The sequence below is a fragment of the Rhodococcus sp. 05-2255-1e genome (assembly GCF_002259025.1).
In the GTDB taxonomy this organism is placed as follows: Bacteria; Actinomycetota; Actinomycetes; order Mycobacteriales; family Mycobacteriaceae; genus Rhodococcoides; species Rhodococcoides fascians.
On sequence record NZ_NOZE01000040.1, the window covers coordinates 246,151 to 270,410 of the forward strand.

At 61.5% G+C, this 24,260-nt stretch carries 17 protein-coding genes; 7 read left to right on the forward strand and 10 right to left on the reverse strand.

The features are described from left to right. Position 1: 1 nt before the first annotated feature. Complete coding sequence (locus CH262_RS24530) at positions 2-1,450, reverse strand: APC family permease (RefSeq protein WP_032385621.1); 1,449 nt, start codon at positions 1,448-1,450, stop codon at positions 2-4. Positions 1,451-1,860: 410 nt separating this feature from the next. Here CH262_RS24530 and CH262_RS24535 point away from each other — a divergent pair, with 410 nt between their 5' ends. The 4 genes from CH262_RS24535 (at position 1,861) to CH262_RS24550 (ending at position 8,490) form a co-directional block, all read left to right on the forward strand. Then, positions 1,861-2,697 (forward strand): alpha/beta fold hydrolase, encoded by an 837-nt coding sequence (locus CH262_RS24535; RefSeq protein WP_094718635.1) that lies wholly within the window; start codon positions 1,861-1,863, stop codon positions 2,695-2,697. A 142-nt stretch (positions 2,698-2,839) separates the two neighbouring features. Continuing rightward, positions 2,840-5,950 (forward strand): NAD-glutamate dehydrogenase domain-containing protein, encoded by a 3,111-nt coding sequence (locus tag CH262_RS24540; RefSeq protein WP_094718636.1) that lies wholly within the window; start codon positions 2,840-2,842, stop codon positions 5,948-5,950. A 78-nt stretch (positions 5,951-6,028) separates the two neighbouring features. Beyond that, entirely contained in the window at positions 6,029-6,913 is an 885-nt protein-coding gene (locus CH262_RS24545; RefSeq protein ID WP_032393235.1) for a universal stress protein, read from the forward strand. Between the two features lie 23 nt (positions 6,914-6,936). Beyond that, a complete protein-coding gene (locus tag CH262_RS24550) occupies positions 6,937-8,490 on the forward strand; it encodes an APC family permease (protein WP_094718676.1) in 1,554 nt (517 codons plus the stop codon). 91 nt (positions 8,491-8,581) lie between these two features. Here the strand turns inward: CH262_RS24550 and CH262_RS24555 are convergent, their stop codons facing one another. Then, entirely contained in the window at positions 8,582-8,992 is a 411-nt protein-coding gene (locus CH262_RS24555) for a MarR family winged helix-turn-helix transcriptional regulator (RefSeq protein ID WP_094718637.1), read from the reverse strand. 67 nt (positions 8,993-9,059) lie between these two features. Between CH262_RS24555 and CH262_RS24560 the strand changes: the two genes are divergently transcribed. Further along, positions 9,060-9,974, forward strand: coding sequence for an SDR family NAD(P)-dependent oxidoreductase (locus tag CH262_RS24560; RefSeq protein WP_179275097.1), 915 nt, complete (start codon positions 9,060-9,062; stop codon positions 9,972-9,974). A gap of 243 nt (positions 9,975-10,217) precedes the next feature. Here CH262_RS24560 and CH262_RS24565 read toward each other — a convergent pair whose 3' ends face one another. The 4 genes from CH262_RS24565 to CH262_RS24580 all read right to left on the reverse strand — a co-directional run bounded on the left by CH262_RS24565 (position 10,218) and on the right by CH262_RS24580 (position 15,954). Next, positions 10,218-11,261, reverse strand: a complete 1,044-nt coding sequence (locus tag CH262_RS24565; RefSeq protein WP_094718639.1) for an ABC transporter permease — start codon at positions 11,259-11,261, stop codon at positions 10,218-10,220. After that, positions 11,254-12,753 carry a sugar ABC transporter ATP-binding protein gene (locus CH262_RS24570; RefSeq protein ID WP_179275098.1) on the reverse strand — a complete coding sequence of 500 codons (1,500 nt, stop codon included), beginning with the start codon at positions 12,751-12,753 and terminating at the stop codon, positions 11,254-11,256. The genes CH262_RS24565 and CH262_RS24570 overlap by 8 nt, the downstream gene beginning before the upstream one ends. A gap of 39 nt (positions 12,754-12,792) precedes the next feature. Further along, positions 12,793-13,851: a sugar ABC transporter substrate-binding protein gene (locus tag CH262_RS24575; RefSeq protein ID WP_094718641.1), complete on the reverse strand. Its 1,059-nt coding sequence runs from the start codon at positions 13,849-13,851 to the stop codon at positions 12,793-12,795. A 540-nt stretch (positions 13,852-14,391) separates the two neighbouring features. Beyond that, on the reverse strand, positions 14,392-15,954 hold the full coding sequence (locus tag CH262_RS24580; protein WP_094718642.1) for an amidohydrolase: 1,563 nt from the start codon (positions 15,952-15,954) through the stop codon (positions 14,392-14,394). 296 nt (positions 15,955-16,250) lie between these two features. On the opposite strand from CH262_RS24580, the gene CH262_RS24585 reads away from it, so the two are divergent. Next, entirely contained in the window at positions 16,251-17,990 is a 1,740-nt protein-coding gene (locus tag CH262_RS24585) for an amidohydrolase (RefSeq protein WP_094718643.1), read from the forward strand. A gap of 184 nt (positions 17,991-18,174) precedes the next feature. On the opposite strand, the gene phnA is transcribed toward CH262_RS24585, so the two are convergent. Genes phnA through CH262_RS24600 form a run of 3 tightly spaced genes read right to left on the reverse strand, consistent with a single transcriptional unit; the run spans position 18,175 to position 21,847 of the window. Next, positions 18,175-19,533: a phosphonoacetate hydrolase gene (gene phnA, locus CH262_RS24590; RefSeq protein WP_094694670.1), complete on the reverse strand. Its 1,359-nt coding sequence runs from the start codon at positions 19,531-19,533 to the stop codon at positions 18,175-18,177. After that, the gene (locus CH262_RS24595) at positions 19,530-20,459 is read right to left on the reverse strand and encodes a LysR family transcriptional regulator (protein ID WP_094718644.1); all 930 of its coding nucleotides are present in this window, start codon (positions 20,457-20,459) and stop codon (positions 19,530-19,532) included. The genes phnA and CH262_RS24595 overlap by 4 nt, the downstream gene beginning before the upstream one ends. Next, positions 20,456-21,847 carry a cation:dicarboxylate symporter family transporter gene (locus CH262_RS24600; protein WP_179275099.1) on the reverse strand — a complete coding sequence of 464 codons (1,392 nt, stop codon included), beginning with the start codon at positions 21,845-21,847 and terminating at the stop codon, positions 20,456-20,458. Before CH262_RS24600 ends, CH262_RS24595 begins: the two co-directional genes overlap by 4 nt. Positions 21,848-22,146: 299 nt before the next feature. On the opposite strand from CH262_RS24600, the gene CH262_RS24605 reads away from it, so the two are divergent. Then, positions 22,147-23,310, forward strand: a complete 1,164-nt coding sequence (locus CH262_RS24605) for an epoxide hydrolase family protein (protein ID WP_094718646.1) — start codon at positions 22,147-22,149, stop codon at positions 23,308-23,310. A 53-nt stretch (positions 23,311-23,363) separates the two neighbouring features. Here the strand turns inward: CH262_RS24605 and CH262_RS24610 are convergent, their stop codons facing one another. Continuing rightward, complete coding sequence (locus tag CH262_RS24610; protein ID WP_032385625.1) at positions 23,364-24,221, reverse strand: MerR family transcriptional regulator; 858 nt, start codon at positions 24,219-24,221, stop codon at positions 23,364-23,366. Positions 24,222-24,260: the final 39 nt, after the last annotated feature.

Genomic DNA, 24,260 nt, shown 5'->3' on the forward strand with positions numbered 1-24,260 from the left:
TTCAGTCGACAAGGGTTCGGCCCATGTTCGCGTAGGTGTCCTGCCGGTTCTTGCGTGCGTACAGCGCAACCCCGATTGCCACCACGATCGTCGCGAGATGCAGCAACGGTAGACCGTTGATGATCACCGAATCGGTACCGGTGATGGCCGAGAAGTTGGACAGCGCGAAATATGTGATTGCTCCGAAACCGATCAGCGCCAGGGCCGGCGCAACCGTGTGGCCCCAACCGAATCGACGCTGCCGAGCGAAGAACACCAACACTGCCAGGGATGTCGTGGTGATCAGGACCATCAGACCGACCGCTCCGAAACCGGTCAGCGCGGACGTGAGAGTCGTCAGAGGGTCGAGCCCGGCGACGGCGAAGACGATGACGACCGCCGTCTCGATCACATAGCTCGTCGAACCGGCAACCACCGGCGACTGATGGCGCGGGTGCAGGGTTCGCATCGACCGCGGCAGGAAACCGTCCCGACCCAGTGCGAACAAGTACCGTGACGCTGCGTTGTGGAAGGCAAGCACTCCGGCGAAGCAACTCGTCACGATCAACGCCTCGAGTGTCGTGGTCCACGCGGAACCGACGAACTCGTCGCTGAGGTCGTAGACGAATGTGCCCGGGCTTGCGGCTGCCGCGGCGGTGGCACCACTCGAACTGGCCAGGAATGCCCAGGACGTCAGGACGAAGAAAAAGCCGATGCACCCCATCGAAATGTACGTCGCACGAGGAACGGTGCGTTTCGGATCGCGTGCTTCTTCAGCGTAGATCGCTGTCCCCTCGAAGCCCTGGTAGCACGAGAACGCGAAAATCATCGCGACGCCGATGGCTCCGGGAACGAAAACCTGACTGGGACTGAACGATTCCATCGGAAAGCTGCCGATCCCGTTTCGCGCGATGATCGCAATGTCGAGCACCAGAATGACCACGAGCTCGACGACGAGGGCCACTCCGAGTACGCCTGCAGCAAGCGTGATCTTGCGATAGCCGAGCAGGAACACGATCACCAGGCCCACCAAGGTATAGACCCACCATGGAAGATCGATGCCGAAAATCTTGTTGGCGCTACCCGAGGCGAAGAAACCCATCGCGCCACTGGTGGCGCATGCCAGCGCGATGTAGGCACTGGTAGCGATGTAGGCACCGGCCAAGCCGACGGGACGCCCCAGCCCTCGCACGATGTAGGCGAAGAAGGCTCCGGCGTTCTGCACATAGGGAACCATCCGGGTGAAACCGACGGCGAACAGAAGCATGATGACGAGTACGAACACGTACATTCCGGGTGTACCGATACCTACCCCCAGTCCGATGGCGAGCGGCAGAATTGCCACAGCGCCTCCGGCGGGCGCAACCGTGGCCATCACCATGAACACGATGTGCGCGACATTGAGACTTCCCTGCGCGAGCTCGGTCGACCCCTCAGTCGTCGATGCGCTGCTCTGCGTACGTGGCACCATAGATTTCAACTCCTCCTGCGAACACCAAGGACGACGAGCGCCGTCGAATAGCGATCAGTGTGGAGAGATATTCACCTGGTCGCCATGTGAAAGGTCCGCTCAGTGACACCGAGGCCGGCCTCGACCCAGCTGGAACCCGCCATGAGCACCCGGTTTCGACTATTTCGACCCGCTGGCCAGCGGTTCGCTGACCGGAATTACGTGCACCTCGATCCTTTGCCCGGGTGGTCCACACCAGCAACGTACCGCCTGGTCGTGTGGCCCGGACGTGTACCGCTCGGTGTTCTGCATCCCCTACTCCGTCCAGCGACGGTGCCCTCCCCGATGCGGACGACTCATCCATATTTGGGCGTGCGCAGTGGGCGAAGAATCCATCCCCCCTGAAGCCTGCTTCCCCTACTGTCGGCACCATGACCATCGATCGAGTACCTGTACCCGGCGGAGACATCGTCGTCGAAACACACACCGGCACCAGTGAGCCCGTCCTCGTGGTGCACGGCGTGTCCAGCCACCGCATGCTGTGGGGTTGGCTGCGGGCGGAGTCGCCGCACCTGACACTGGTCGCGCCGGATCTGCGCGGCAGGGGCGGCAGCGTCGAGGTCACGGGGCCGTCGTCGCTCGCTCGGCACGCAGACGACCTGGACGCCGTCATGGATGCCCTCGGACTCGACGCCGCTCACGTGTGCGGAATGTCCATGGGTGGATTCGTGGCAGTCGAGTTCGCGGCCCGGTATCCATCTCGAGTGAAGAGTCTCGTTCTGGTCGACGGAGGCGTTCCGGTGGCACCGCCCGCCGGTCTCACCCGCGAGACCGTAGGAGCCGTGTTCGCGGACAGAATTGCTCGAACTCAGAAGCATTTCGGTGCCGTCGACGACTACGTCGACTTTTTGGTCTCGACGTCGCTGCCGCTTCTCGACCCGGCGGATCCACTCCTGCGGACGTACGCCGAACACGATCTGGTCGACGGGTCGGTGCGACTGTCGACCGATGCAGTCGTCTCCGACGCCGAGGGTGTGTTCTTCGGCGAGTCACGGTTCCGAGAACTGACGATGCCGATTCGATTCCTGCACGCGCAGTGGAGCATTGGTAAGAATTCGGCACCGATGTACTCGCCCGAAGACATCGATGCGCTCGACCTGACCTCGATCACCCCGATGATGGAACTGGACCATGCCGGCACGATCATGACCTCGGCCGGTGCCGCCGCCGTGGGAGCACGAATCGACGAGGCGCTGCGGAACGGGTGATGAAGCAGCACAAGGACCGGAATGGAGCGGTCGGGGGACTTCGGCTGTCCATTTCGTCAGCTGTGTCGTGCGTCTCGTTCAGCCAGACTTAGCCGACAGTGAGCGTTGCCTCACCCTCGTCGAGCATGGTCAGGAGAAACAAATGAGCGGTGCCGGTGCAGTCCGGGAGGACAGCGGTGTGCGGCTGCGGTTCATCGACACTGTGGACGAGCAGCTGCCCGTTGCCATCCTGGAGTGGCAGCGTCGCGCTCCACTTCTCGCCGATCTGGTCGCACTGTTCGCCGATCTCGGGCTGCGTGTGGCGAACCACGAGTTGTTGCCCTCGGGCGAAGACAGCGACGCCCTCGTTCACAGATTCGGTTTCAGTACCGATGAAATCGATTGGTCCGCAGCAACTCCGAACCTGCTGCGGGCCGCATTCGAGGCCGCTGCATCGGGCGATCTCGAGGTCGATGGTTTCACTCGCCTCATCGCATCGGCGTCCATCCCCTTCACCGACGCCGTTCTCGTTCGCGCCGCAGCCCGCTATCTGGGCCAGGTAGGGCTGGAGCTGTCCGAACCCACTGTGGTCTCGATACTGCTGCGGCACAGCGACTTCGTCCGAGGATTCTGCGCACTCTTTCATGCACGATTCAATCCCGACGTGACCGACCGCGACAGGCCGACGACTGCCGCCGAGGACATTCTCGACACCGCTGTCGAGCGCACCTCGGCACTCGACGAGGATCGCTTGTTACGAGGACTGCGTTCTTTCCTCTCGGCAGTGTTGCGCACCAATTGGTTTCGACACGACCGCACGGTAGGCACCCCACCCGCAGCGTTCAAGATCGACCCGGCACGATTGTCCCTCGCTGCGGCTGTCACCCCGTACCGCGAAATTTTCGTGCACTCGCCGATCGTCGAAGGAAGTCACGTTCGGAGCGGTGCGATATCTCGCGGGGGCCTGCGTCATTCGGACCGGCACGACGATTTCCGCACCGAAGTACTCGATCTGATGAAGACGCAACACGTCAAAAATTCACCGATCGTGCCGATGGGCGCCAAGGGCGCTTTCGTGGTTCGAACGGAGACGACTCCCGAAGGTGTCCGCAACGCGTACACCGATTTCATAGAGGCACTGCTCGATGTCACCGACAACGTCGTCGACGGCGCGGTGGTGCATCCGACGCGCACGGTGATCCGCGACGGCGACGACCCGTATCTCGTCGTCGCCGCCGACAAGGGGACTGCCCGATTCTCCGACCTCGCCAACAGCATTGCAGTCCGCCGAGGCTTCTGGCTCGGGGATGCGTTCGCCTCGGGAGGCTCGGCGGGCTACGACCACAAGGCCATGGGCATCACCGCACGCGGCGGGTGGCTGTCGGTACGACGCCACTTCGCCGAGAAAGGGATCGACGTCGATACCGATGCGTTCACGGTGGTCGGCATCGGAGACATGTCGGGTGATGTGTTCGGCAATGGAATGCTCCTGAGCCACGCCATCCGACTCGTCGGCGCGTTCGATCACCGGCACATCTTTCTCGATCCGAACCCCGACCCCGAGGTCTCGTACCGCGAACGGGAACGGCTGGCATCGATCGCCGGAAGCAGCTGGGCAGATTACGACACCAGGGCACTGTCGTCGGGCGGTGCGGTGTGGCCCCGTTCGGTCAAGTCCATCGAACTGTCACCGCAGATGCAGGCACGACTCGGAATCGATGTCGGCTCCCTCTCCCCCAATGCACTCGTCGAGGCGCTGCTCACCGCCCCGGTGGATCTACTGTGGAACGGAGGGATCGGCACCTACGTCAAGGCCTCGACCGAGGGACACTCTGACTCCGCCGATCCGGCCAACGATTCCGTTCGCGTCGACGCGTCCGAACTGCAGGCCCGGGTGGTGGGCGAGGGTGGCAATCTCGGCCTCACGCAGCGTGCTCGAATCGAATTCGCCCTTGCCGGGGGTTGCGTCAACGCCGACTTCATCGACAACGCGACGGGCGTCGCCACCTCCGATCGAGAGGTGAATCTGAAAATCGCGGTGGATGCGGCCGTCGCGGACGGCGAACTGTCCGTCACCGAGCGAAACAGAGCGCTGTCCCAGGTTCAGGACGAGGTTGCCGAGTCGGTGCTTGCAGATGCTGCATCGCAGACCCTGGCGATCAGCCTCGCCGAGGCCCACGCGCCGTTCCTGCTGGGCCGGCACGAACGGTTGATCGACAACCTCGAACGCGACGCGGGAATCAGTCGAGTCGCTGCGGTTCTTCCCTCGCCTGCCGAGTTGCGGGCTCGACATCGCTTGGGGCAGGGACTGGTTCGGCCCGAGATCGCGGTGCTGTTGGCGCAGTCGAAGAACCTAGTGGCCACCGAATTGCTCGCCTCTCCCCTATTGGACGACCCGGTGTTCGACGGGGTACTCGCCGGCTATTTTCCAGAATCGATCCGTGTCCTGGTTCCTCACCACATTCGCAGGCATCCACTGGCCCGGGAGATCGTGGCGGTCGTCGTGACCGGACACATGATCGACCGCGTCGGGCCCGGCATGATTCACCGGCTGGAGGAGAGGCTGGGCGTGAGCACTGCCGATATCGCGGTCGCGTATGCCGTCGTGCGCCAGGTTTTCGACATCGACCACCTGTGGGACATCGTTGCCGATCTACCTGGAATCCCGCAGAGCACCAGGCTGGTTTTGCAGTTCGGTGTTCAGGATCTGATCGAGCGGACCACGTCGTGGTTGTTACGGAACCGCGACGAACAAGCGACGCCTCTGGAGACGATCGAACGCTTCACGCGGCCGGTACGTGAACTCCGAGCATCGTTGCCGGAGTTGACCGGCGATCTCGTCGTCGATCAGAACACACTTCGACTCCTCTCCGAGGCATTCGCATTGGAGACGACAGCCCGGTCGCTCAACCGATCGATAGCGCACGTGGCGCAGACGTATCTCGAATTCGGCCGCGTCGTGGGTCTCGACCGGTTGGTGGAACGCTCCTCTGTCGCCTCCGGTGGAGCCGACTACTGGGACGCCATGGCAAGCGCGATTCTGGTCGATGCGATTCGTGAGCACTGGCACAACATGACCGAACAGGTCCTGTCCGAGGCGGTACACACCGAATCTGCTCCCGACGCCGTTGCAGCGTGGCAGTCTGTGCACACCAATTCCGTCGAACGATTGGCCCAGATGGTCGGTGAACTCCACAGCGTGGAAGGGCTGAGCAATTCGCAAGTGTGCGTGGTGAGCGCAGAGCTGTCGCTCGCCCTGTCTCGGTGCCGATGATTCGCAGGAGCGAAGCCTGCGGAGTGACTATTTCAGTACTACCTCTACCTGTTCGATCGAAACGAAGGAGCCGTCCCCATGCGCTTGATCGTCGGATATCTCGCCACCCCCAGCGGTAAGGACGGTCTTGCCCTCGGGGTGCAGCTCGCCCGCAGCCTGGGTGCTCAGCTCGACATCTGCATGGTTCTACCGCCGGACCGCACCGTTGCGTCCAGAGTCCCCGCCGAGACCGGTTACGAGGACGTCCTGGTCACACGAGCGCAAGGCTGGCTCGACGAGGCGAAATCGTTGGTGCCGTCCGACATCGAGGTCGCCGTGCACGCGAGTTTCAACGACTCGTTCGCCCAGGGACTGCTCGACGAGGTGGCTCGGCTGGGGGCCTCGGCCATCGTCGTGGGTGCGTCCGGAGACGGCCTGCTCGGACGGCATTCCGTCGGCTCGGTCTCGACCGAACTGCTGCATTCGGCACACGTGCCGCTTGCACTCGCGCCGCGTGGCACCCGGCACTCGTCTGCTCGGGAGATCCGTCAGGTGACCTGCGCACTCGGGACCAGGACGGGAGCGGATGTGTTGCTGCGGACGGCGGTACGGACCTGCGAGAGAATGCACACTCCGCTCCGGCTCGTGTCCCTGGTTGCGCTCGACCCCCGCAACGATCTTCGCGATGCCCGGGACAGCTACGACAGCGCGCGTGACCGTGCCGTCGCGCACGCACGTGCCCTTGTGGACGAAGCGAAATCCACGTTGCCGGAAGACTTTCCGATATCGGTGACCATCGCGGACGGATCGTCCGTCGAGTCTGCGGTGCGGACGCTCGACTGGCAGGACGGCGACCTCGTCATGGTCGGCTCCAGCCGCCTTGCCCAACCGCGCCGACTCTTTCTCGGTTCGACGGCAGCGAAGATGCTTCGCGTCCTGCCCGTTCCCATGGTGGTCGTCCCCAAGCAGGAGTTCGAATCATGAATCCGTCGACGGAAGGCTCGAATATGGGCAAGAACGCAAGCGGGCCCTCGCCCACTGCCGGTGAAGTCAGCGCCAAGGGGCTGGCGACAGGCACAGTCGGCACCTTCTCTGGTGCGATACTCGGAATCTCCTCTGTCGCACCGGGTTACACTCTGACGGCAAGCATCGGTCTGATCGTCGCGGCCGTAGGTCTGAAAATGCCGGCAATCCTGATCGCGGGCTTCGTTCCGATGTTTCTCACCGCTTATGCCTACCGCGAGCTGAACTCCGAGTCTCCCGATTGCGGTGCGTCGTTCACGTGGTCGACCAAGGCATTCGGACCTTACGTCGGATGGATGTGCGGTTGGGGCATGGTGATTGCGACGATCATCGTGTTGTCCAATCTTGCGGCCATCGCGGTGCAGTTCTTCTATCTGTTCATAGCGAAGTTGTTCGACACACCGTCGATCGCCGATCTACCGGGCAACAAGTTCGTCAATGTCGGTACGACGCTGGTGTTCATCGCAGCGGCCACCTGGATTGCCAGCAGAGGCATCACCACCAGCGAAAAGCTGCAGATCGTCACGGTCGGCTTTCAGATGGTGCTTCTCGTCGTCTTCGCCGTCGTTGCGCTGATTCATGTCGGAGCAGGAGACGCCCCGGGCGAGGTCACTTTCGACTTGGACTGGTTCAACCCGTTCACCGGCGTGGCTGTCGGTGCGTTCGTCATCGGACTCACGGGATCCATCTTCGCTTTCTGGGGTTGGGATACGTGCCTGACGCTCGGCGAGGAATCGAAGAACCCGAAGACGACGCCCGGCCGCGCCGGGTTGCTCTGCGTCGCAACCATTCTGCTCACGTACCTCCTCGTCGCGGTGGCCGCCATGATGTATGCAGGGGTAGGCGAGGACGGCCTGGGCCTGGGTAACCCGGACAACGCCGAGAACGTCTTCGGCTCTCTGGCCGACCCGGTGCTCGGTAAATGGGGCGGGCTGCTGCTGTTCCTGGCCGTGCTGGTGTCCTCACTGGCGAGCTTGCAGACCACGTTCCTTCCGGCTGCGCGAACGATGCTGGCGATGGGTTCCTACGGTGCCTTCCCCAAGAAATTCGCCGAAGTGTCACCTCGCTTCCTGGTGCCTTCCTACGCAACCGTCGTCGCAGGGGCCATCACCGCAGGGTTCTACACAGTGGTCACGTTCCTGTCCGAGCGCACTCTGATCGACACCATCGCGGCCCTGGGCATCATGATCTGCTGGTATTACGGCATCACGGCCTTTGCCTGCATCTGGTATTTCCGCGGCAGGCTGTTCGACAGTGTCCGTAACACTGTCTTCCGCTTCCTGTTTCCACTTCTCGGTGGCCTCATGCTGCTCGCCGTTTTCGTCATATCACTCGGCGAGAGCATGAATCCCGACAACGCCAGCGGAGCCTCGATCGGCGGCATCGGACTCGTGTTCTTCCTCGGCTTCGGCATCCTGGTCCTCGGCGCTGTGCTGATGATCGTCATGAGGTTCCGCCATCCCGCATTCTTCGAGGGCAGAACACTCGACCGCAATACTTCCGCATTGCGGGACGAAAGCGATCTGGCGGGCAGATAGCCGAGGCCCGAGAACGGCCCGAGTGCCCGACCTCAGTTGTGGGGTCGGGCACTCGCGCACGAGGTGACGATCGACACTGTAGCCAGCGCGATCACCGCACCTTGCTGAGTACGTCCAGAGTGCTCACGAACAACGTCAGTTCGTCATCGGCCAGGCTCTTCAGCGGGCTGACGGACGTCAACGCCTGGCCGAGGCGTTCTCGCGCACGGGCTCCGTCATCGGTCAATCCGACGAATTTGCGCCTCCCGTCGACCGGGTCGGGGGTCCGTTCGACGAAACCGCGGGCTTCCAATTGCTTGACGACGAATGTGGCGTTGGAGGCATTGCATCCCAGTTGTGCGGCAACCTCGGACATCGTCAGGTCGGTTCGATCCGGGTGAACTTTCCAGAGGGCATGCGCCGTAACGAGTGTCAGGCCCTCCCGTGTGGCATACGGCAGAAAATCGTCGTTGATCCGAAGCGCAAGTTCTTGCAGGCGCAGGGTCGCCTCGAGAATGTCCACATCAGCAGACTAGCACTCCTTCAAGTCTTGAAGTACCTTGATAGTTCAAGACTTGAAGGAGATGCGGATGTTGAAACTGGATCGACTCGACGGGCGCACGGTCGCCGTCACAGGCGCTACGTCAGGAATCGGGTATTTCGTTGCTGAACGGCTCGCGGGCCTGGGTGCCGAAGTTATCGTGGTGGCCCGTTCTCCGGAACGAGGACGACATGCAATCGGTCTCTTACCCCACTCCGGTCGCCACCGGTTCCTGGAGATGGACCTGACGGACGTCGACTCTGTCCGTCGGGCGGGCGAAGAGTTACGCAACACCGCACAGCTCGACGGTCTGATCATGAATGCAGGCTTGGTTGCTGCACCCGCGTCGTTCGAGAGTGGCCCCTTCGGCGTGGAGCTGACTGTGGGCACGAATGCGCTCGCACATGTGGAGCTACTCCGTCTCGCCCTTCCATCCTTGGAACGGGCACCGGGTGCCCGAGTCGTGAGCATCGGAAGCATGCTGACGCAGCGCATTTCGTTCGATCCGAACAACTGGCTGTCACAGCAGTCCTATCGCCCACGTGCGGCGTACGCCATGTCCAAACACGCGACGGAGATTCTGGGTTTCGAGCTGTCCCGCAGACTTCGGAGCCGGCATTCTTCGATCGCGTCGATCGTTGCCCATCCAGGCGGAGCAATCGACGCATTGACCGCTGATCGGCCGGGGATCCACACTCGACCTGTCGTTGTCCGAGCAGCTGCCCGGGTCCTCGGGCCCGCATTCACGTCCGTGGTGCAGGGCAAGGACTCGGCTGCCGAATCAGCGGTAGCGGCAATCGCGGCTCGCGATCTACCGCTCGACGAGGTCTACATCGGTCCACGAAGGAATGCCTCGGGCCCACCGGTGATCACCGAACCCGTTCGTACAAGCGTTGATCCGCAACTCGGCGCATTCCTCTGGAACGACACCGAACGCATCATCGGTGCCTCCATCGTCGCGTGACGTGCCCCGATACTGTCCCCCTCGATGATCAGCTCCCCAGATTCGATTATTGGCTTCCGATCGGCGTCGGATATCCGAAAACAAAGAGCTGATGCGTGGTGCACACTGCCGCGAATCGTGTTGTAAGCCTGACTCGATCCCGAGCATGGCATCCGATTGCCAAGAGATTCGAGTCGTCGACATCCCACCACGCACACCCCATTGCGGATGCAAAAGCACCGTCCGCAGATGCGCGCGGCGTCCTCAGGTCGATCGAGACTGAAGTTTGTCGAGCAGCACAGCCACGACCAGAACGGTGCCAGTAACAACCCCCTGCCAAAATGCGGAAACTCCCATCAAACCCAGTCCGTTTTGCAGGACGGCAATGAGAAGCACTCCTACTACTGTCCCGAAGACTCCACCCAGGCCGCCGTAGAAACTGGTTCCCCCGAGTAGAACGGCGGCACCGGCAGTCAAAGCCAAACTCGCACCAGCGGTCGGTGACGCTGATGCGAGTCGACTTGCATCCACCATGCCCGCCACCGAAGCGAAAAGTCCGCCGAGACCGTACACGCACACGTATACCCAAGAGACGTTGATACCCGCCAATCGTGCGGCTTCCGGGTTACCGCCCACCGCATAGACGGCGCGCCCGAACGACGTGAAGCGGAGCAAGTAGCCACTCAACACCAGGACCGCGAGGCTCAGGACAACCGGCACGGGAATGGTCATGATAGTGCCGTTTCCGAGCGCGTATAGAAGGCTCCCCTCCTCGATGGGTATCGTGTTGGTCTTACCGTTCGTCACAACGTTCAGCGCACCGGTGAAAAGGGACGTGGTGCCGAGAGTGACAACGAAGAAGTTGAGGCGAATACGTCCGATCAGCACTCCGTTCACCGCTCCACCCAGCAGAATTCCCGTAAGACCGCCCAGCACAAGAGCTATCACCTCCGGGAGTCCGGACTCCAGGGCGCGGTACGCGACATACCCGGCCGCGGCGTAGATTGCTCCAACGGAAAGATCGAAACCTGCAGACAATACTACGAACGTAAGACCAATAGCCGTAATCATCAACGCGCTATTGCCGGACAGCACATTCAGGATGTTTGCTTTCGTGAAGAAGAACTCCTGCGTTACCGATAGGTAGACGACCATGATGAGAAGCGCGGCCAATGCTCCACCGAACCCGCGGAAGTTCTTCAGTACAGCACCCGCCGACGTCGACATCCCCGGACGTTCCGCACGGTCGGGCGTAGGCATCTCCGCGTCGGACGAATCTTTCGGCGGGGCAACGGTTGGTTCAGACATTAATAACTCCTGCGGCGAGTTCAGCAATTGTCAATTCATCGAGCTGATCGGATGGGCGGTCGGCGACAATCCGGCCACGAAACATCACCAGTACGCGATCGCACACACCGAGCAGCTCGTTGTTTTCGGAAGAACTGATGAGAACAGCCACGCCCTGCGACGCGAGCTCCCTCAGAAGCCGATAGATCTCGGACTTGGCACCTACATCCACACCTCGCGTGGGCTCGTCCATCAGCAAGACTTTGGGCGCGCTCGACAGCCATCGGCCTATGACCACTTTTTGCTGATTGCCACCCGACAGGCTTCCCGCAAGCAGACTCATGTCAGCTGGTCGAACCTGAAGTTCATGCATGGCGCTGGAAGCAGCGACGCGCTGACTTCCTCTGTTGATGGGCAGGAGATTCAGCCTGTTGTTTGCAATGAGACTCAAGTTGTGGAACACGCTTGCGCCCGGAACGAGCCCTTCGCCTTTACGGTCGCCGGTGACGAACGCCAGGTCCCGCTGGATGGACCGACGAGGTGTCCGACGGGTGTAGGCCTCGCCCGCAACCGTCACATCTCCTGTACCTGCATCGGCACCGAAGATGGACCGGACGACCTCGACTCGACCACAACCCACCAAACCCGCAAGGCCGACTACTTCCCCGGGCCGAACGTCGAAACCTACGTCCTCGATGACGCCCGGAGCCGAAAGGTGCCGAACCGATAGGGCCGGCTTGTCCGATGAAATTCGAGTCTTGGCAATTTCTCGATGGAAGTAGTCCGTGAGAGGCCTGCCGACCATCAATCGAGTAATTGTGCCTTCATCGGCTTCGGCCAGGTCCATCGTCTTCACCAGCGCGCCGTCACGAAGAACGGTGACGCGGTCTGCCACGGGTTCGATATCTTGCAGCCGCTGAGAGATGAATGCGATGGCCAAGCCGAAACTCTTCATTTTACGAATGATGTCGAACAGGGATTCCGTCAATTCCGCTGTGAGCGAACTCGTAGGTTCGTCGAAAATGACAACGGAAGACTTCGACGCAATGGCCCGGGCAATTGCAACGACTTGACGATCACCCGGACCAAGAGTGCCTACTATTTGGTCGGACCGGATTCCGGAACCTAGCTCGCCCAAGGCCTCGGTCGCGGTCCGGTGAGCTTTGGTCCAATCGATTCGGAATCGCGAGCCGGGCAGGTTCCCCAACGCAATGTTCTCCGCGACCGTCAAGCTTTCCACAACGGGCACCTCCTGCGCGACCATTGCGATGCCGGCCCGGGAAGCCTGAAGTGGGTTGGCGAACTTCACCGGCTCACCCCGTAGCAACACGTGACCGCTACTGGCAGTGACTTCACCGTAGGCAATCTTCATCAGGGTGGACTTACCGGACCCGTTCTCGCCCAACAATGCGTGCGCTTCTCCGGCGCGTATCTCGAAGTCGACTCCCTTCAGAGCATGAGTTCGGCCAAAGCGTTTGTGGACGGACTGCATCTGCAAGAGCGGTGGTTCCATGCGTGTCTCCTGGGGAATCATTCCAATGCTCGTTCGAGATTAGTTGGCAAGTCTTACAACGTCTTCTGGGCAACCGCCGCCTTGTGCACAGGTGATTTCGCCCGACTCGATCTGTGCCGCCGCGTCGGCCCACGGCAAACGATTGCCAGCGTTGCCCGGGGTGTAGAGCTCGGTTGGGCTTTCCACGAACGCAGGCACTTCCTGCCCGTTCAGAACGGCACGCGAGATCGACTCGAGTATCAGTCCGGTGCGCCACGGGACCAGGTCGATCGTCGCGCTGAGACGACCGTCCTCGACTGCCTTGATCCCATCCTCGTCGCCGTTCTGGCCCACGATCACCACATCGTTGAGGCCGGCCGCCTTGACTGCAACAGCAGCTCCGATCGCGGCCGCATCGTTGTAAGCCATGATTCCCTGAATATCGTTCTGGTACTTCGTGAGAGCAGTCGCGACCACCTTCTGGCCGCCGGCAATATCATCGGTGGGGTCGTCGACACGGCCGAGCCAGTCGATGGAGCTGCCTTCTGTCGTATTTTTCTCGTACTGCGACATCATCGTCTCGAGGATCGGTACAGGCACGCCGAGGCCAACTCCGAGAACATTTCCGTTGCCGCCCAGTTGATCCTTTACAAAATCGGACAGCAGTTTGGAACCGCGATAGCTGCCGCCGGTGTCCACGTTCGACGTAAGGACTCCTGGATCGGATTCTGGCGACGCCATGCCGGCCCATCCCACAACTTTGATTCCTGCGGCGTTCGCCCTTTGAAGAGCAGGCTTCAGCGAATTTGCGTCCAGCGGATAGACGACAATCAGATCGACTTGTTGCGCTATGAGCTGGTCGACATCGGTTACCTGCTTAGCGGGATCGAGTTGCGCATCGAGAGCCTTGACCGCGATACCGTTCCGCGCAGCGGCCGATGTGAATGTATCTTGAGTCATTTTCAGGATTGGTTGTGCACCTTGAGGATTCGAGATTCCGACGGTGAATTTCGAGTCTCCCTCCGAGCCTGGATTGGACGCACAGGCCCCCAAGATCAACGCCGCAGCAAGAACGATCGGCGTGAATGCGGATACTGAGCGGCGGGGCGGTTTGGTCATTTTTCCTCCAAAGGGCCGTAACGTTTTCGGTGGTGTTCGAGTCACTTTGAGCGAAAATCTGCGGTCGAGGTGTGAGGAGTACAACACGTGTTCGATGCCCGCTCCACGGCGAAGTTTCACTGACCGAAACCACCCGGAACAGAATTTTCGGTGGCACGCAGGTCGTTGGCAGATTCCGATCTACGACTGCAACATTCCTGAGGCACAGAGATTTCCGTTGCGCGTGCAACCCTCACCACGTAGCGGTCGTGCGTGCTTCCAGCCGTCCAGGTCGCTCCAAACCGGCGGAGATTCGGAGCTCGTCCGGTGACTGCGATACAGCCACTCCTGCACCAGACGATGGCAAGGCCATGGAAGCGAGACCCAGATATGCATCTCGACGCCGTATCGATCCGTGATCGAACCCTTCGGCCGCGGGACTGCGAACGGCGAGAACCTGTTGAGACGTAGAACTACCGGACAGTGCCCTTGGCCGAACCTCATTCCCTGCGAGCGGAAACCGACGCACGTACCAAGCCATGTCGAGCCATCGAGTTCGACCTAGTTCTCCGCGTCGTATACGGTACGTCCACCGAAGACCGTGCGAAGCACTTGTGTCCCGCCAATCGAGCTGGTCGGGATGTCGAACAAGTTACGGTCGAGCACAATGAAGTCAGCAGCCTTGCCGACTTCGATGGTGCCACGGTGCTCGCTCCGTCCCACTGCATGGGCCCCATTTATCGTCATCGCCGCCAACCCCCTCGCGAGGTCGATCGACTGTTCTCCGTGTTCGATGGCACCCTGCAACGCTGGAAATAGATTCGGCGAGTCGGCGATACTCCAGTCTGTGCCGAAGGTCATCTCTGCTCCAGCTCGTGCCACCGAGTCGAATTCGTATAGGTGACTGACCCCGTGCTCCGGAAGATGCCATACGGCGGGCGACATCTCGGCACCCACTCGTAGCGCCGCGAAACGCTCGAAATCGTCTTTGTGGACCAGGCAGCAGTGCGCCAATTCATGCCGGGGTCCATCAGGTCCATTGACGGAACGAGCATGTTCCACGGCGTCGAGCGCTCGCCGGATGGCTCCTTCGCCGCCGCAATGCACCTTGACCATCAGTCCCGCAGCGTCGAACCGCACCATGGCAGCATTCATTTCATCCTGCGGGATCAGTAGGTTCTCCTCATCGACAGTGCCATCGTCGTGAATGCACGATTGAGTCCAGTAAGGCGGAATCGGTGACCCGTCGAGCCAGAACTTCACAAAGCGGGTGTCGACGTGGTTCGACGCGAAATCTTCGTGATGATCGATCATATGATCGAGGACATCAAGCCCGGCCATTCCGAAGGACTCTTCCCGCCAAACAAGATGCGCTGCCACGTGAAGCTGCAGTTCGTCGGCGGAGTCGAGCTGGCTCATCACCCTGAGCAGCTGCTCCGTTGACGAGGCATCCTGTACAGAGGTCACCCCGTACCTGTGGTTCAGATCGCGGGCGTAGCGAATTGCTTGCGACATGACACTGTCTGCATGTGTGCCAAGCGCACGAAACACCGGCCAACGGGCCTGTTCGTAAAGCTCACCCGTCAACCGACCCGTTGCATCTCTGATGACTTCACCGTTTTCGGTATCCGGTGTTCCGTCGTCGATGCCCGCAAGCCTCAGCGCACAGGAATTGACCAACACATTGTGCGCCGATCTGTCGTGGAGAACAACGGGCTCGTCCGGGAATTCGCGATCAAGGAAGGCACGGTCAGGGCCCTTGTCACCGAACGAATCAGGCCAATACCGTCCACCGATCAGCCACCGGTTACCCTGACGATCAACAGGTCTCGGCCCGTTCCAGCTGCGCAGCGCATCCAGAATCTCGGCCTCGCCCGCACCGTGTGGCAGTGCCACTTCCCAGCGATTCAGACCGCTGACCAAATGGGTATGGGCATCGTGAATTCCCGGCATGACCATTCGTCCACCCAAGTCGATGACTTCATCCGCCTCGGATATCCCCTCCGCGAGTGAGGACGCGTCACCGACCGCCGATATCCTGCCTTCGCTCTCGAGAATAACCGAAGCCCAGGATGCGGGTGACTGTCCCGTGTATACGGCCGCATTCACGTAAGCCTTGTGCATAAAAACTTCTCCCGTTCGTTTTTATCATGGCAGTCGGGTGTCGATTCGCAGTTGTGCACAGCTAGGGCTCATGACGTACAAATCCAACCGTCCTGCCCGAATTACGCTTTACCACTTCGTTACTCGATCGCGTTCACTCGCACATTTCACGAACCATACCGCTGCCACGTTGCACGCCTGGCACGAAATACTGGCCCGATTGTTTCGGTGAGCGAACCGATCGACTTATTCGCCAGACGGTCCGATCAGTGAACTCTCTCGCTTGACGCCGGTGACGACGAGCGCACTATGTACCTATGACTGCACTCGTGACCGAAGTTGCTTACGCCGATACAGTGCTACGGGGTGGCCCCGTGCTCGATCTGTCCGATTGGAAGCCGGGCGATCGCGTAACTCCGCCTTGGCGGGGAGAACGGCCTCGCGCAATTGCGATCAGGCAAGGCAATATCGTCGCGCTCGGAACCGCCGCGGAAGATCTGATCGGGCCAGATACGCAGGTCGTCGAACTGAACGGCAATACTGTAATTCCCGGAATCAATGACGGTCATCTGCACTTCACGGCCTACTCGGTCACAAGCCACACCTATGTAAAACTGGGTACCGACATTTTTACCGATGTCGATCAGCTGGCCAGCTTCCTGACCGCCGACCGGATCGATGAAAGCGGCTGGATCCGCGGGCACGGCTGGGACGCGCTCACCCTCGGCCGTAAGCTGACCGCGTCCGACATCGACAGCGCCCTTACGGTCAACGGCATCGCCGGCACCCCCGTCGTTCTTTTCGACTGGAGCGGTCATTCGCTCACGGCGAATAACATTGCTCTCTCACTCGCAGGTATCACCGCCGACACACCCGACCCGGCCGGCGGTGTCATCGAACGCGACGCTGACGGGAACCCGGAAGGGTTTCTCACCGACTCAGCGATTTCATTGTTGATCGCAGTGGTTCCACCAGTGCCGAGAGAACAGCTACTCGATGCCTACCGCGCGGGCCAGGCCGATCTGCACGCACTCGGAATCACGGCCCTTACCGAACCTGGTCTCGGTCCTGGCCATCGGGCACTGTTGGACGGATCGGGTTCGGTCGAGGCATTGGACGCGCTGGCCGACCTTGCCGAGGCCGGTGACTTGACTATGCGAATTTCAGTACTGGTCCTGCCCAATGGAACAGGTGGAGCCAACGCCGCAGACGTGAAATTTCACCTGGACGCGGGTCTCGCGCATCGCTACGAGGACCGCGACGTCGACCCACGAAGGTTGACGATTGCCGGCGTCAAGGTTTTCGCGGACGGCACACCGCAGAACGGCACCACTTGGCACAAAGACCCCGTTCACGAGCAAAACCCTCCAGGGCATCACTGCGGACACATGGTAGTAACCGGCGACACCGATGTCGACAAGGTCGCAGAGCTGCGCGAGATCATCAAGATCGTCGACGAGGCCGGACTTCAAGTCGCCATTCACGCAATCGGCGATCAAACAGTCGAAACCGTTATCGACACCATCGCCGAAATTGCTCCGAACAGCCCGTTGCGGCACTACCTCATTCATACCACCGAGTTGTACCCCAGCGGATGGGAAACGCTGGCTGCCAACGGAATTGGTGCGTGCTTCAATCCTGTGATCATGGGCACCTTCGTGCGATTTCTTGCCAAAGATCGAATTTTGCGTACGGAGCCGATCAAATCGACCCTTCACGCCGGCGTTCGTCCGGGGATTACCTCGGACGCTCCAGTGGTACCGCCCGACTGGCGCCCCGCAGTTGTCAATGCTGTGTCACGTGCCCATTGCTGGGAAGGCCCTGTGCCGGCAGAGGACCACGAAGGCATAACCACCGTGGACGCCCTTGCGCTGTTGACCGGCGGTGCAGCCATCCGAGACCGTGCGGAACTGTGGCGCGGGACGCTGGCTGTCGGGCAACGCGCCGACTTGGCAGTGCTCGAGGGTGAATGGCCGAGTGATGAGGACGTCGAATCGCTGCTCGACCGTAGAATATTACGCACCTTGATCGATGGCGAAACTGTCTACACTGCTTGACAATAGAGCCCGGGGCTGTCGAAGTTGAGGCCAGCGCTCAACCCGGCATGAACTCGGCGGGACGGGCCATGGCCGGATGCTGGTTCGCCCCGTCGGGCATGACGTGTCCGACGGGGCGCCTCCGAGACTCTGCACTCGGCGTGATCGGCCTAACGAGGTCCTCGAGTCGTTGCTTGCCTGCTGCTCAGCCGGCGGCGAGAGCCTCTGCTTCGGCGACCAATGTTGTTGCTATCCAGAACGCGTCGTAGTTGTGCACCACCGCCGGCTCGCCGTAGGGCTCGTCCAGTTGCTCGGGCTGCGGCAATCGGCGGTTGATGATGAATGGGATTTGCAGTTCACCCAGCGCTCCATGCGAGCGGAGCGGTGCGTCCAATCCGCTGAGATCGTGCCAGTCAGCGTATCGACCCACCGCTGTCCCGGCTTCGGCGAGCAGAATGATGTCTCCGATCCGGTCCGCCGGCTGGTGGTAGATCTCCACAGCTTCATCTCGGGTGTGGACTGCCTGCACCCCGTCTAATTTCCGCAGTTGTTCGATGACAAAATTCCTGTCCGCGTCGGCCGGCAGGTAGATGCTGGCGAACGAACCGAGTGCCCCGTGGTGCACCGTGTACGGGTCGGTGATCGGGAGGATCACGCGAATGCCCTCTGCGCCCTCGCTATTGGCATCTGTCGGAGCGACTCCGAGAATGCGACGCACCTCGTCCTCTACATAGACCACACGCGTGACACCGTCGGCGTCGGTCTTTGCACTCATTCCGTGGTCGGCAGTCAGCACGACAACTGCTCCCAACGCGTCGAGTCGCGCTGCATAGGAATCGATCATCGCGTAGAAGGCGTTTGCGACGTCGGTCCCGGGGGCGTGCTTGTGCTGGATGTAGTCGGTCAACGTCAGATACATCAGGTCCGCACCACGGGATTCGAGGATCTCGACTCCGGCGGCGAGCGCGAATTCCGAGAGGTCCGCCGAATACACCTGCGGCAAGGGCTTTCCGACCAGTTCGAGGACGTCGTCGATTCCATTGTCGGCGATAGTTGCCTGATCGGCCTTCTCCGCCGAGAAGCAGATGCCGGTCCGGGACGGCATTTCGAATGTCCCGCTGCCGTTCATGCTTGGTCCCTCTTCGACGAGCCCGGCACCGAGCAGGCGTCGTAGCTTGTCTTTCGCGGTGACCACCACGACGTCGAGGCCGGCGTCGTTGGCTGCTGCGAAGACGGTGGGTGCCCGGAGAAACCGCTTGTCATTCATGAGTACTTCTTCGCCGGTCGCGGTGTCGTAGATGTAGTTGCCGCTGATTCCGTGCACCTTGGGGGGATGTCCGGTGGCGATGGAGATGTTGTTCGGGTTGGTCAACGCCGGCATAGCGCAGTGCGCGGGCCACGAACTCGACTCACCATCGAGGATGTTGCTCAGCCACGGCATCAGTCCGGCCTTCATCGCCTCGACATGATAGTCGGGCTCACTGCCGTCGATGCAGATCACCACCACCGGCGCCTCCGGCAGGACGTAGGTACGGGAATTGACGCTGAACGTACGGGACTTCATGGTGTAACTCCTTGTTGTGAATGTGTCGTGGTGGGAATGCCGTCGGCGACGAGAGCGAGGAAATGCTCTTCGGCTCGGCTCAGGTGGCGGTCGTTACGATGTATCAGAGAGACCGGCCGGGGCGATGGCAGCGGGTCCAGGTTCAGCTCGGCAATCCTGTTCGACGCCAACGCATCTTGGCATGCCACTCGCGGCAGGAAGGACATACCCAAACCTTCCGCCACTGCGGATACGATCGCACCGGTACTCGCCAGAGTCCATGTGCGAACAAGTGGGATTTTCCAACTTTCCAGCAGCGATTCCTGGAATCGCCTTGTTGCAGATCCCTCTTCACGCAAGAGGACAACCGAGCCCCGCAGGGTTCGAGAATCACCCGACAACCCTGCCAACGGGTGCGCACGGGAGACGATGACTGTTTGTTCCTCCGGCGCGAGTGGCACGACGGTGAGCAAAGGGCTGTCCACCTCGTCGGCGAGAATTGCCACTCCGACATCACCGTCGAACACTTTGCGTAGCAATGTGGTCGAGTTCTCCACCCGCAGATCGAGAGTGACCTCCGGGTAGGCAGCTGTGAATTTTCGCAACGTAGCGGGAAGGAAAGAGCCCTCGGTGGTTGTCGTCGTCGCCCCTACGACGAGGGCCCCGGTCAACGGCCGCAGGCTCATCTTGGCCAAATCGTCCACAGCCTCGTCGGCGACAACGATCAGGCGACGGGCGTGTGCGAGCAGGACGTTGCCTGCCTCGGTCGGCGCGAAGCGCCGGCCGGTTCGTTCGATGAGCAGTGATCCCACTTCGACTTCGAGCTGCCGCAGCTGTGTCGACGCCGTGGATTGGGTGATGCCCAGAGCGCGCGCCCCAGCGGATACGCTGCCGGCATCCACGATGCCCACGTACACTCGTAGCCGTTGCAGACTGGTGAGCGTCATCGTGCCGAGGGGACAGGTTGTGGATCCGGCACGAGTGCCGTGGTGTCGAAATCCTTTGTCACCTTGTTTGATTCGAGCACGAAGCCCGGCTGGTGTCCGGCCATGATCGCGTGCACCTTGTCCGGCTCGATTTCACCCTGCCAGCGGGCGACGACGATGCCCGCCACCGCATTGCCGAGCGAATTCACCACCGCGCGGCACTCGGACATGAACCTGTCGACCCCGAACACCAGCATGACACCGGCCACCGGTATCAGGTTCGTCGCGGAAACACTGGTGGTCAGCATGACGAATCCCCCGCCGGTGACCCCCGCAGTTCCCTTGGAGGCCAACAGCATCACCAAGAGCAGGATTACCTGTTGGCCCAACGAAAGGTCGATGCCGAGTGCTTGAGCTATGAATACCGTCGTCAAAGTCAGGTAGATACACGTGCCGTCGAGGTTGAAGGAGTATCCGGCGGTGACACTGATGCCTGCCGTGCCTTTCGTGACGCCGATATTTTCCAGTTTGCGCACGATCCCCGGCAACGCGACCTCCGACGACGACGCACCGAGAGCGAGCAGAACCTCGTCTTTGAAGTAACGCAGCACTCGCCACGGCCGCAAGCCGACCAGCATGAGGATGCCGCCCAGGACGACGACGACAAACACCAGGGACGTGGCATAGAACGTCGCAATCAGTTTGGCCAGCGCACCCAACGAAGCGGCACCGAAATTTCCTGCGGTGAAGGCCATGGCCCCGAATACACCGACCGGTGCCGCCCACACCACGATTCTGACGACCTGAAAAAGCGCCTCGCTCAGCCGTTCCACACCGCGAGCGATGTCGCGTCCGCGCTCCCCCATCAGCTGGAGGCTGATGCCGAAGAGAATTGCGAAGAACAGAATCGGGAGGATGCCACCGTCTGCCAAACTGGCAATGATGTTGGACGGGATGATCTGAAGGATGTAGTCGTACCAGGAGAGGTCCTGGCCGGCGGCGATGCCGTCCGCGACCTTGTCGGTCACTTCGAGCGAGTCGACTTCCGTGTTCAGGCCCGCGCCCGGTTCGATCATATTGACGGCAAGGAGGCCGAGGCCGAGTGCGATCGAGGTGACAACTTCGAAGTAGAGAAGCGACCGCAGAGCGACCTTTCCGACCGAACCGAGATTCGCGACCGCGCCGATGCCTGCGACGACCATGCACAGCACCAATGGTGCGAGCGTCATCGTCAGAAGGCTGACGAAGGCGTCGCCCAGTGGTTTGAGGGCTTTGCCGGTCGTGGGCCAGAGGAGGCCGACCGAGGTGCCGAGGGCCATGGCGATCAGAACCCAGATGTACAGATGTCGGTACCACGGGGTTCGTCGCGCTGCGACCACAACCCGTTCCGCGCTCGATGGATATGACATGGCCAGTCCTCCTCGTGGCGATTCGGTACCGCCTGTGACCATGGTCCGAACCGAATCGGGCACACCAGTGAACGAACAATGGCCGGAGCGTGAACGGGACAACCAATCTGACCGACGACCCGATGGGCCCCTATCGCCGAACTGGATGGCCGAGGACTTCGACCCCTTCGGTATCGAATCGATCGGTAGTGGCCGAAGCTCTGTAGCGACGAAACTGACTCTGGCACAGCGGCGGACGTGACCACGTGGTCCCACCGACTCCCCTGACCCCGGCCACATCAGGACGTAGACTCCCCTTCATGACGCGTCCCGAACCATTCGTTTCGACGACTCTTGCTGCGGCGCTGGATGACCTGAGAACACGACTTCGCGCAACACGGTGGCCGGACAGTCCTGCCGATGCTGGGTGGTCACTCGGTGTCGACGTCGGTTACCTTCGTGAACTCGTCGAATACTGGGCCGACGAATTCGACTGGGGAGCGCAGGAGTCTGCCCTGTCGAAGCATCCTCGATTCCGGGTCGACGTCGGCGATCTGGGCATCCACTTCGTGCACGCGCGGGCAGTGGCACCTGTGGGCCCGGTTCTTCCCGTGGTGCTCAGCCATGGATGGCCGGACTCGTTCTGGCGCTACTCGAAAGTGGTGTCGCTACTGACCGATCCGGGCGCACACGGTGCCGACCCCGCCGATGCATTCGACGTCATCGTGCCCGACATGCCAGGTTACGGCTATTCGGATACACCGGCAGGCACCCCTTTGAATTCGATTGCGGTTGCCGGTCTTTGGGCCGAGCTGATGCACATTCTGGGGTACACCCGTTATGGGGCTGCCGGAGGCGACATCGGAAGCGCCGTGAGCCGCTACCTGGCACTCGATCACCCCGACTCTGTCGTGGCCGTCCACCGTATGGATGCGGGACTGCCCGTGTTCACCGGCGACCGCGCCGAACTGTCACCGCAGGAGCAGGACTTTCTCGACAGGTCCGCCGCGTGGGGCAGTACAGAGGGTGCATACGCTGCGATGCACCGCACGAAACCGCAGACCGCTGCCGTCGGGTTGACCGACTCCCCGGCCGGGTTGGCCGCATGGATCGTCGAGAAGCTGCGAGGGTGGACCGACGGCGACGGTGACATCGAGCGCAATTTCACCAAGGACGAGATCCTCATGAACGTCACCCTCTACTGGCTCACCGAGACCATCGGCTCGTCGATGCGTATGTACAACGCCAACGCGTCCATTCCCTCGGAGCAGCACGCCCGCCGCGTCGAGGTGCCGTCGGGGTTCTCGTTCTTTTCGGGTGACCTCTTCACGAATCCGCCCCGCGCGTGGCTCGACCGCGTCGCGAATGTCGTTCGTGTAAGAGAACTTCCGCGCGGTGGGCACTTCGCTCCGTTCGTGGAGCCCGAGCTGTACGCTCGAGAACTACGCGAGTTCTTCCGACCGTATCGCGCAGCCCTTGCGTAGAGCGCCCCAACACACCTGAATTCCTCTGCGCCCAGCACCTGATTCCCGAAGCGCTACCGGGGTTCGTCGAGTTCCAGGGCCAATTCCATGCACCGCAGGCGTGCAGGAGAGAAGTCGTACGGCATCATCCGGACGGCCTCGGTGAGGCTCGTCGACCCGCACGCCGGACCGGCGTCGGCGGGAGCGGGGTGCGACTCGTCCCAGGCGTCGAACCGGGCGTCGTCGGCCTGCGCCAGGCCGGAGCTCTCGATGACCGCATGGAGGGCGGTCTCGAAGGCGTGCCGTTCGGCCGCGACCTCCGCCACGCGGGGGTCGTCGACGGAGACCGAGTCGTCGAGCGCCCCTTCAGCGGCGTCGACTCGGTCGGAATACTCTCGCAAGTCCAGGTGGGTGGCCAGGGCGATGACACGCGATGCCTGGACCGACGCGCCGAGCTCGCCGAAGATCCGCTCGGTCACGAGCAGGGTGTCCAGGTCGTCTTGCCGCACCGCTCCCTGGGGCAAGTCGACGAGGCGCTCACTCACCACATCGGAGAGCAGGCCCAACCTGCTCCCCCGCGCACGCATGCGCTGCACGGCGGTCCGTTGCCGCTCGAGTTCGGCCTGCCGGGCGACGATGACCCCTTCGAGCCGATCAAGGATGCGCGCGACGTCGCTGTCGGAGGTGCCGGACGCGTCGGCCAACGCGTCGCGGATATCGTCGAGGGCAATGCCGGCGTCCGCCATTCGGCGGATCCACATCAGCCGAATCATCTCGTCGTAGCCGTAGCGGCGGCGGTCGTCGCTGCCCCGCTCGGGCTCCGGCAACAGACCCATCTGGTGATAGTGGCGAATCGCTCGCGGAGTGGTGCCGACGAAGGCGGCGGCTGCCCCGATCGTGACTTGGCGCGGCGGGATGAAGGACGAGAACATGTGCGAGCCTTCCTCATTGGGCGGAATATGCTCACTGCA